The sequence below is a fragment of the Nocardia sp. NBC_01377 genome, from assembly GCF_045040005.1.
Classification (GTDB): Bacteria; Actinomycetota; Actinomycetes; order Mycobacteriales; family Mycobacteriaceae; genus Nocardia; species Nocardia noduli.
Genome location: NZ_CP109566.1, coordinates 8,341,455 through 8,352,750 on the forward strand (window position 1 = coordinate 8,341,455; position 11,296 = coordinate 8,352,750).

An 11,296-nucleotide genomic window follows, 5' to 3' on the forward strand; every position below is an offset into this window, starting at 1 on the left:
TTCGACGCCGGTGCCGCACGCGCCGGAATCCAGCCGGGTCGGTGGGTTTCGGCGCAATTGTGTGAGCTCGACCGAGAGGAATGCTGGACACCGATGGATGGGGTTCGCCGGACTGCTCGAGGTCGCATTCGTCGCCGATCGAGCGCCCCGCTGTTCGTTCAGTTGCTCACCGTCGCGGTGGAATCCGCCGCCGACTCGATAGCGATCAGCTACAGCCCGATCGGTGCCACGGGCCGCCGCGAACTCACCTATACCGAGTTGGACGAATCGTCGTCGCGACTGGCGCGCGAACTGATCGACCGCGGTATCGGCCCCGGTGACGTCGTCGCCGCCGGATTCACCCGTTCGATCGAATCGGTGCTGACGGTATGGGCGGTCGCGAAAACCGGCGCGGCCTACGTCCCCGTCGATCCCGCCCTTCCACCCGAACGCGCCGCCTACCTCGTCGCCGATTCCGGTGCGGTGCTCGGGCTCACCGATTCCACGCACCGCGCGCGATTCGGCGCCGATATCGACTGGCTCGAACTCGACGATCCGGACTGTCGTCGCCGGATCGAGGCCAGGCCCGCGCATCCCATCTCCTACGTCGACCGGGTGCGGGTGCTGACCGAACAGCATCCGGCCTACATCATCTACACCTCCGGCTCCACCGGTCGTCCCAAGGGCGTCGTGGTGACCCACGCCGGACTCGCGGCGCTGGTCACCGCGCAGCGCGAGCGTTACGCGGTGCACGAGCGGGCCCGGGTCCTGCACGTGTGCTCGCCCAGTTTCGACGTCTCGGTGCTCGAACTGCTGCTCGCCTTCGGTTCGGGGGCGACGCTGGTCGTGTCACCGCCGACGGTGTTCGGCGGCGTCGAACTCGCCGATCTGATCCGTCGCGAACACGTCACGCACATGTTGATCACCCCGGCGGCGCTCGAATCCGTCGATCCGGCCGGGCTGGACGGGCTGCGGGTCGTCGTGGTCGCGGGCGATGCCTTCGGGCCGGGCCTGGTCGAGCGGTGGGCGGTGGACGGACGGGCCTTCTACAACGGCTACGGCCCCACCGAGGCCACGATCCTGGCCACCGGCAGCGCCGAACTCACGCCGGGCGCGCCGATCACCATCGGCGCGGCGCTGCCCGGCGTCGGCGCAGCGGTGCTCGACACCCGGCTGCGTCCGGTGCCCGCCGGGGTCACCGGCGAGCTGTACCTGTTCGGACCGGCGCTCGCGCGCGGTTATCTGGGGCGGGCGGCCCTGACGGCGGACCGGTTCGTCGCCAATCCTTTCGGCGGCGACGCGGGTACGGCGGGCACGCGCATGTATCGCACCGGTGATCTGGTGCGCCGCCGCGCCGACGCCGGTGTTCTCGAATATCTGGGCCGGTCCGATTTCCAGGTGAAGGTCCGCGGTTTCCGTATCGAACTCGGCGAGATCGATGCCGCGTTGACCGGCCATCCCGATATCGAATACGCGGCGACCCTCGGCAAGGTCGCGCCGTCGGGTGCGACGATGCTGGTCTCCTACGTGCTGGCGCGCGACGGGATCGACGTCGACACCGGGGAGCTCGGCCGCTTCGTCGGTACCTCGCTGCCCGGCCATATGGTGCCGTCCGCGATCATCGCGCTCGACGCGATTCCGCTGACCGCCAACGGGAAGCTGGATCGCCAGGCGCTCCCGGAACCGGTTTTCCAGACCTCGGTCTCGCGGGATCCGGTCGGCGTCGTCGAATCCCATCTCGCGGAACTGTTCGCGCAGGTACTCGGGGTGCGGGTCGGGGCGCAGGATTCGTTCTTCGCCGCGGGCGGTGACAGCATCCTGTCGATCCAGTTGGTGTCGCGGGCCAGGGTTTCGGGGATCGCCTTCACCCCCCAGGACGTCTTCGAACAGCGCACGGTGGAGGGATTGGCGCGGGTCGCGGTGCTCGGCGGCGAATCCGCGCCGACCCTCGCGGAACTGCCGGGTGGCGGTGGGGGGGAGATGCCGCTGACACCGACGCTGTCCGCCTACCTGTCCGGGGGACGGATCTTCGGCCGGTTCACCCAGCAGATGGTGCTCGCCCTGCCCGACCGGGTCGACCGCGCTGATCTGGTCGCGACCCTGGCCGCGGTGCTCGATCACCACGACATGCTGCGCGCGCGACTGCGTTCGGTCGACGGGCGCTGGGAACTGTGCGCCCTGCCCCCCGGTGCCGTCGACGTGGAAACGCTGCTCACCCGCGTCGAACTGCCCGAGGGACTCGACGCGCGAGCTCTGAGCAGAGCCGCGAATACCGCGATGAACTTCGCGCTCGACACCCTGGAACCGGAACGGGCGCGCGTGGTCGCCTTCACCTGGCTGTCGCGCCCCGACGGCAGCAACGCGCTGATCGTCGCGGCGAACCACACGGTCATCGACGGTGTGTCGTGGCGGATCCTGATCGGTGATCTGCTGACGGCGTGGGCGCTGCGGGCGGCCGGGCAGCCGATCGCGCTGCCCGGGGTCGGCACCTCGTTCCGTCGCTGGGCGCACGGGCTCGTCGACGCGGCGGCGACCCGCGCCGACGAGACGGCGTACTGGCGAGGGGTGCTCGCGGTGCCCGATCCGCCGCTGGGAGCGCGGGTTCTGGATCCGGCGATCGATACCGCCGCCACCGTTCGGCGGGTCGGCGTCACACTGTCGGCCGAGATCACCCACGCGGTGCTGACCGAACTTCCCGCGCGCTATCGCGGTGGCGTCAACGACGGCCTGCTGGCAGCCCTCGCGCTGGCGGTGCGTTCGTGGCGGGCCGATCGCGGCATCGACGCCGCGGCCACCCGCATCCGGCTCGAAGGTCACGGCCGCGAGGAGTCGGCGGTCGCGGGCGCCGATCTGACCCGCACCGTCGGCTGGTTCACCACCGTGTATCCGGTCGCGCTCGACCTGACCGGTATCGCCCGTGACGCCGCGCGCCGCGACGGCGACGAGATCGGCGCACTGCTCAAAACCGTGAAGGAGCAGCTGCTCTCGGTTCCGGATCGCGGTATCGGTTTCGGCATGGCGCGCCATCTCGGTGGCGGTGGTGGCGAACTCGACGGCTCGCTCGGCCAGATCGGCTTCAACTACCTGGGACGGATCGCCACCGGCGGGATGTCCGAATCCGCTTCCGCTACCGGCTGGCTGCCGACCGGCGAATGGGGTGAACCGGAGGCCGAACAGGATCCGGAGATGCCCGCCGCCGCCGTCGTGGACATCAACGCGATCGTCATCGAGGCGGAGTCGGGCGCCGAGTTGACCGCCTCGTTCGCCTACGCGGGCGAGATACTCGACGAGTCGGCCGTGCGCGATCTGGCCGAGCACTGGGTGGCGGCGCTGACCGCGCTCGGCGCGCACGCGCACGACCCGTCGGCCGGTGGCCTGACCCCGTCGGATGTGCCGCTGGTCCGTGTGGGCCAGGCCGAACTCGACCGGTGGCAGCGCGAATACCAGGGGCTGGCCGATGTGCTCCCGCTGTCTCCGCTACAGGCCGGTCTGCTGTTCCTGGTCGAGGTTTCGGAGGGTTCGGCCGATCCGTACCTGCTCCAGTCGGCGGTCGAACTGTCCGGCGTGATCGATCCGGACCGGCTGCGCGTGGCGGCGCAGACGGTGCTCGATCGCCAGGCCATCCTGCGCACGGCGTTCGTGGCCACCGCCGAGGGCGTGCCGGTCCAACTCGTCGCCGAGGGCACCCGGGTGCCCTGGCGGATCGTGGACACCGACGAACAGGATCCCGTCGCGCTGCTCGCGGCCGAGCAGCGCCTCTCCTTCGACCCCACGGTCGCGCCGCTGCTGCGATTCACGCTGTACCGCGCGGATTCCGGGCGCGTGCACCTCGTGCTCACCGCACATCATCTGCTGCTCGACGGCTGGTCGATGCCGCTGCTGATGAAGGAATTGCTGATCTCCTACGCGGTGCACGGCGATCCGGAGGCGATGCCGCGCGTGCGCCCGTACCGCGATCATCTGGCCTGGCTGGCGCGATACGACGGCGATACCGCGATCGGCGCGTGGCGCGAGGCGCTGCGCGAGGTCACACCGACCCGGTTGGCCGCTGCCCTGCCCGCGCCGATGTCGCCGGTATCGGGGTACGGGGATTGCGAGGCCGATCTCTCGGTGGCCGAGACGACCGCGCTGACCGAATTCGCGGCCGCCAACGACGTCACCGTCAATACCGTGGTGCAGGCGGCCTGGGGCCTGGTGCTCGCGGGCAGTGTCGGCGGTCGGGACGTGGTCTTCGGCGCGGTGGTGTCCGGTCGTCCGCCGCAGCTCGACGGCGTCGACGACATGGTCGGCCTCTTCGCCAATACCGTCCCGGTCCGCGTCCGCTTCGATCCGGACGCGCCGCTGCACCGTCTGCTGGAACAGCTTCGATCCGAACAGGTTTCGCTGTTGGGCAGCCATCACGTCGGATTGTCCGAGATCCAGCGGGCGGTCGGTGCGGGCGAACTGTTCGATTCGCTGATGGCCTATCAGTCCTATCCCGTCGACGCCGACGGCCTGCGCGAGGCCTACGGCACGATCGACGGTCTGGAAATCGTCGCGCTGCACGGCGCCAATGTGACCCACTATCCGGTCGCCGTCCAGATCGACCTGGGGACACGGCTGCTCGTGCGGGTGCAGTACCGACTCGACTCGGTCACCACCGAGGCCGCGCGGGCACTGGCCGACCGATTGCGCACCTCCATCGGCGAACTCGTCTCTGCGCCGGAACACACCCCGGCCGATCTCGACCTGCTGTTCACCCGGCGCGGCGACGTCATCGCCCAGGCGAGGTATTGGCGTGAGACCCTCGCGGATCTGCCGCAGGACTGGAGTCTGCCCACCGACCGGCCGAGGCCGCCCGTACCCGTCGTCGCCACCGGTCGCGTGGAATTCCGGGTGGACGGTCCGGCGTACCGCTCGGCGCTCGAACTCGCCCGCAGCCGTCGCACGACCGTATTCTCCTTCGCCCATTCGGTTTTCGCGATTCTGCTGGCAAGGCTATCAGGAGGCGACGACATCGCCGTCGTCGGGGCCGATGCCGGAGACGCGGTGGTATTGCGCACCGGGATCACCGGTGACACCCCCTTCGAAACGGTACTGGAACAGGCGAAAGAGACTGCCGCCCAAGCGTTCGCGCGGGCTGCGTTGTCCCTCGACGCCGTCGTCGCGCTGCTCGATCGACCGGAGACCGCCCCGTCGCCGGTGCGGGTGGCGCTGTCGGCCGGACACCGCATCGATACCGCCGGATTCGATCTGATGCTGTGCATCCGCGAATCCCAGGATGGTATCGACGCCGAATTCGCTTTCGCACCTCAACTTTTCGACCGCGACACCGTAGAGATCATCGCCCGACGCTTCCTGCTGCTGTTCGCCGACGCCGCCGAGCGGCCCGGTACGCCGGTCGGTGACCTGGCACTGCTGAGCACGGCCGAGCAGGTGACGCTGACCCGGGTCGCGGGTGACGACGTCATGGCTTCCGCGACGATGCCCGAACCGTGGGGCAGGGGTGTCGAATCCGGGCGTGACCGGGTCGCGGTGCGGTACCGGGGACGATCCATCGGGTACGGCGAGTTGGACGAGTACACCTCGCGCCTGGCGCGGGTGCTGATCGAACGCGGTATCGGACCGGAGGATTCGGTCGCGGTCGCCCTGCCGCGTTCCTACGAGATGGTCGCCGCCGCACTGGCGGTCGCCAAGGCCGGTGGCGCGCACGTGCCGATGGATCCGGCGCATCCGTTCGAGCGGTCGCGTCATCTGGTCACCGATTCCGGTGCGGTACTCGGCATCACCGTCTCCGAATACGCCGAACGGCTCCCCGACGACGTGGAATGGCTGGTCCTGGACGACCCGGACTTCGAACGGCACTGTGCGACGCGACCGGCGACCCCGGTGACCGACGCGGACCGACGTGCCCCGCTCGACATCCGCAATCCCGCCTATGTCATCTACACCTCCGGTTCGACGGGCAGGCCCAAGGGCGTCACCGTCACCCACGCCGGACTCGGCGGTCTGGTGGACGAGGCGGTGCGCCGCTACCGGCTCGCGTCACGGCACCGGATGCTGCACATCTGCGCGCCGAGTTTCGACCCGTCCGTGCTCGAATGGCTGTGCGCGTTCTCTGTCGGCGCGACGCTGGTGATCGCCGACCGCTCGGTGATCGGCGGAGAGGAACTCGGTGACCTGCTGCGTTCCGAGGCGGTCACCCACGCGATCATCACCCCGGCGGTGCTTGGCACCGTCGATCCAGCGGGTCTGGACGCGCTCGAGGTGGTGTCGGTCGGCGGCGACGTGACGACACCGGATCTGCTCGCGACCTGGCAGCCGGGACGCCGCTACCTCAACGGCTACGGACCGACCGAGACCACCATCATCTCGACCTTCGCGGAATTGGCTGCGGGAGAGCGCATCACGATCGGCAAACCGGTGCACGGCATGTCGGCGCTCGTCCTGGACGCGCGACTGCGTCCGGTACCGCCGGGTGTCACCGGTGAGCTGTATCTGGCCGGGGGCGGTCTGGCTCGCGGCTACCGGAACCGGCCGGGACTGTCGGCCGAACGCTTCGTCGCCGATCCGTGGGGCGGACCGGGCACGCGGATGTACCGGACCGGGGATCTGGTCCGGCGGGTCACCGCGGCCGACGCCGAATCGGCGGGCCCGCGGCTGGAATACCTGGGCCGCACGGATTTCCAGGTCAAGGTGCGTGGCTACCGGATCGAACTCGGCGAGATCGACTCGGTACTGCTCGCGCATCCCTTGGTCGATTTCGCGGTCACCGTCGGACGTGAGAACGCGAGCGGCGTGACCGTTCTCGTGTCCTACGTGACCGGGACGGGGCTCGACCCCGACGCCGTGCGACGAATCGCGGCGCGGACGCTGCCCGCGCATATGGTGCCCGCCGCGGTGGTCGTCCTCGACCAGGTCCCGCTGACGTCGGTGGGCAAACTCGACCGCGCGGCCCTGCCTGATCCGCGCGTCGCGACGCGCTCCTACCGCGCGCCGTCGACGGGTGCGCAGCACACCGTGGCCGAGATCTTCGCCGAGGTACTCGGGATCGAACGCGTGGGGGCCGACGACGACTTCTTCGATCGGGGCGGTAATTCGCTGCTGGCCACCCGGGTGACCGCGCGCCTGGGCGCGGCGTTCGACGCGCGGGTTCCGGTGCGGGTGCTCTTCGCCGCGCCGACCGTGGCCGACTGCGCCGAAGCGGTCACGCGCCTCACCGGCGTCCGGCCGAGCGCGCCGGTGCTCGCGCGCACGAGCGGTGTTGCGGGCGAACATATTCCGCTCTCGCCCGCGCAGCGGCGGATGTGGTTCCTCAACAGATTCGACGCGGAATCGGCGGCCTACAACATCCCCGTCGTGCTGCGCCTGACCGGCGCGCTCGACGCCGACGCGCTGCGCCTGGCCTTCGCCGATCTGGTTCTGCGACACGAGATCCTGCGCACCAGGTACCCGCAGACCGAGGAGGGGCCCGCGCAGGTCGTTCTCGCCCCCGAACACGAGGACGCACCGCGACTGGCGCTGCGGGAGGTCGCCGATATCGATACCGCCGTCGCGCGGGCGGTCGGGGTGGTCTTCGACGTCACCGCGCGGGTTCCGGTGCGCGCGGAACTGCTGCGCGTCGCGGCGAGCGATCACGTGCTGGTCATGGTCGTCCATCACATCTGCGCCGACGGACTTTCCGCCGGTCCGCTGACGCGGGATCTGGCGACGGCCTACGCGGCGCGTGCGCGCGGCGAGGAGCCGGGATGGGCTCCGCTGCCGTTCCAGTACGCCGACTACGCGCTGTCGCAGTGCGCGATGCTCGGCAGCGAGGACCGGCCGGGTTCGGTGGCGGCCGAACAGATGGCCTATTGGCGCGCCGCGCTCGCCGACCTCCCCGATCAGCTGGAGCTACCGAGGGACCGGCCCCGGCCTCCGGCGCAGTCGTTCGCGGGCGGCCGGGTGGAGTTGCGTGTCGACGCGGACGCGCACGCCGCGCTCGCCGGTATCGCGCGCACCCATTCGGCGACGCTGTTCATGGTCGTGCACACCGCGCTCGCGATACTGCTCGCACGCCTGTCGGGTACCGACGACATCGCGATCGGCGCCCCGATCGCCGGCCGCGCCGATCCCGCGCTGGACGACCTGATCGGCATGTTCGTCAACACCCTCGTCCTGCGCACCCGGGTCGACGACGGCATGGGTTTCACCGAACTGCTCACCCGGCAGCGCGAGACGGATCTGGACGCCTTCGCCCACGCCGACGTGCCCTTCGAACGGTTGGTGGAGGTGCTCAACCCGGCGCGTTCCACCGCGCGGCATCCGCTGTTCCAGGTCGGGCTCTCCTTCCAGAATCTGGACCGGGTCCGGATGGAACTGCCCGGACTGACCATCACGACCGGGAACGCGGATCTGCGGCTCTCGCAATTCGATCTGCATGTCGTCGTGGCCGACAGCTACGACGAACACGGCGACCCGGCCGGTCTGAGCGGCTACTTCACCTACGCCACGGATCTGTTCGACGAATCGACGGTGCGGGGTTTCACCGACCGTTTCGCGCGGATCATCGACGCGGTGATCGAGGACGCGGACATTCCGGTCGGCGCGATCGACATGCTCTCGCCCACCGAGCGGGCGCGGATGCTCGACGACTGGAACGACACCGCGCGCGAGCTGGATTCGACCACCACCCTCCTGACGCTGCTCGACGCCGCGGTGGTCGCCGTGCCCGACTCGGTCGCTGTGGTCGCGCCGGACGGCGCGCGGCTGACCTACGCGGAGCTGGATCGGCGGGTGAACGGTCTCGCGCGGTATCTGATCTCGCTCGGCGTCGGTCCCGAGTCGCGGGTGGCGCTCGCCCTCGATCGTTCGGTGGATCTCGTCGTCGCGCTGTTCGCGGTGACGCGGGCGGGCGGCGCGTACGTGCCGATCGATCCGGACCAGCCCGCGGTCCGTTCGGACTATATCCTGGAAACGGCCGCCCCGATCTGCGTGCTCACCGATACCGGCACGGCCTTCGCTACCGAGGCCGCGCCGGTGATCGGCCTGGACGACGTCGATCTCGGCGCGGTGAGCACCGCCCCGATCACCGACGCCGATCGGCTCGCACCGCTGCGCGCCGCGCACACCGCGTATGTCATCTTCACCTCCGGTTCCACCGGGCGACCCAAGGGCGTCGCGGTGTCGCACGCCGCGATCGTCAACCAGTTGCGCTGGAAGACAGCGGAATTCGGTCTCGACGGCGATGACGTGATGGTGTTGAAGACGGCGGTGACCTTCGACGTGTCGCTGTGGGAGCTGTGGTCGCCGGTGGTGTGCGGCGGCCGGTTGGTCATCGCGGCTCCAGGCGGGCAGCGCGATCCGGCCTACCTCAACGAGTTGATGACGCGCGAGGGCGTGACGACGCTGCACGCGGTGCCGTCGATGCTCGACGCGCTGACGACGGGTCGGCTGCCGGTTTCGCTGCGCCGGGTGCTCACCGCGGGTGAGGCGTTGCCGCCCGTGCTGGCCAGGCGGTTCGCCACGGCCGCGCCGTGGGCGGAACTGTTCAATCTGTACGGCCCGACGGAAGCGGCGGTCGTCGTCACCGGCCACCGGGTCGACGCCGCCGATCGGCCGACCGTGCCGATCGGCGTCCCGGTGTGGAACAGCCGCGTCTACGTGCTGGATCGGTGGCTGCGACCGGTGCCGCCGGGGGTCAGCGGTGAATTGTATTTGGCCGGAGCGCAGTTGGCGCGCGGCTATTTCGGCCGCCCCGGATTGACCACGGAGCGTTTCGTGGCCGATCCGTTCCGGCCGGGCGAACGCATGTATCGCACCGGCGATCTCGCGGCCTGGTCCGCCGACGGCGTGCTCGACCACAGGGGCCGCACCGACTTCCAGGTCAAGATCCGGGGCTATCGCATCGAACTCGGCGAGATCGACGCGGTGCTGACCACCCACGACGACGTCTACATCGCCGTCACGATCGGGCGCGACAACGCCGCGGGGGCGACCACGCTGGTGTCCTACGTGGTCGCGGCCGAGGGCGCGACGCTGGACCCGGACCGGCTCGCGGACTGGGCGGCGCGCACCCTGCCGTCGCATACGGTGCCCGGCGCGATCGTCGTGCTGGACGAACTGCCGCTGACCGCGGTGGGCAAACTCGACCGGGCGGCGCTCCCCGAGCCGCGAGCCCGTCGACGCGCCCACCGCGCGCCGGTGACCGGGCTGGAGCGCACCGTGTGTGGGATCTTCGCCGATGTGCTCGGCCTGGATCGGGTCGGACTCGATGACAACTTCTTCGAACTCGGCGGTAATTCGCTGATCGCGACCGAGTTGTCCGCTCGGCTGAGTGACGCGGTGTCCGAGCGGGTTCCGGTGGTGTGGATCTTCACCGCGCCGACCCCGGCGGCCGTCGTCGCCGAGTTGCGGGTGCGTGGCACCGAGGGCGCGGGCGCGGACGCGGCGTTCGACATGCTGTTGCCGTTGCGGACCTCCGGCACGGCCGAACCGCTGTTCTGTGTCCATCCCATGAGCGGGATCTCGTGGTCCTTCGCCGGTCTCGTCGTCCACCTGGACACCGACCGACCGCTCTACGGACTCCAGACCCCGGTACTGGGCTCGGCCGCGCCGCTACCGGATTCGATCGAGGACTGGGCGCGGCACTACGTCAAACAGATCCGCGCGGTACAGCCGGAAGGGCCGTATCACCTGCTCGGCTGGTCGCTGGGCGGCGTGCTCGCGCACGCGATGGCCGTGCAGTTGCAGGACGAGGGCGAGCGGGTGGCGCTGCTCGGCATGATGGACAGCGCGCTGCGCCATATCGCCGAACCGGACACCGTCGCGCACTCCTGGCCGGAGGTGCGGCGGGAGCTGGTGCGGGAGTTGTTCGTCGATCTTTTCGGCGATCCAGGACCGGACGAGGGCGGCGACGAGGCGAGCGAGGTCGCGTTGCTCGCGCAGCGGTTGAGCGCGCTGCCCGAACCGTTCGCCTCGTTCGGGGCCGCGCGGATCGAGCGCGTGGTCGACGCCGCGATCGAATCCATCGCCCTCGACGCCGCCTACCGTCCCAGGCCCTTCGCCGGTGACCTCGTCTATTTCTCAGCGGTCGGCGACCCCACCGCGACGGGTGGGACCGAGCCGGATGCCCCCGAGCCCGCGAACGACGGAACGGCCGATTCCACCAGGCCGCCGGGTACCAATGCCGCGACCTGGACCGAAGCGGTGACCGGATGTGTGCGCGATCACCCGATTCCCGTCGCACACGGGCGGATGGCCACCGATGCCTCGCTGCGCACGATCGCCGAACTGCTGAGGTACCGGTTGTGAGAACTCCAGCGGCAGCCGACGGTGACCTGTGAGCGGCCCCACGTAC

At 70.1% G+C, this 11,296-nt stretch carries 1 protein-coding gene; it reads left to right on the forward strand.

Annotated features, from left to right (window positions below; translation table 11 throughout):
- Positions 1–162 precede the first annotated feature (162 nt).
- A complete protein-coding gene (locus OG225_RS38440) occupies positions 163–11,250 on the forward strand; it encodes an amino acid adenylation domain-containing protein (protein WP_405179558.1) in 11,088 nt (3,695 codons plus the stop codon).
- Positions 11,251–11,296: the final 46 nt, after the last annotated feature.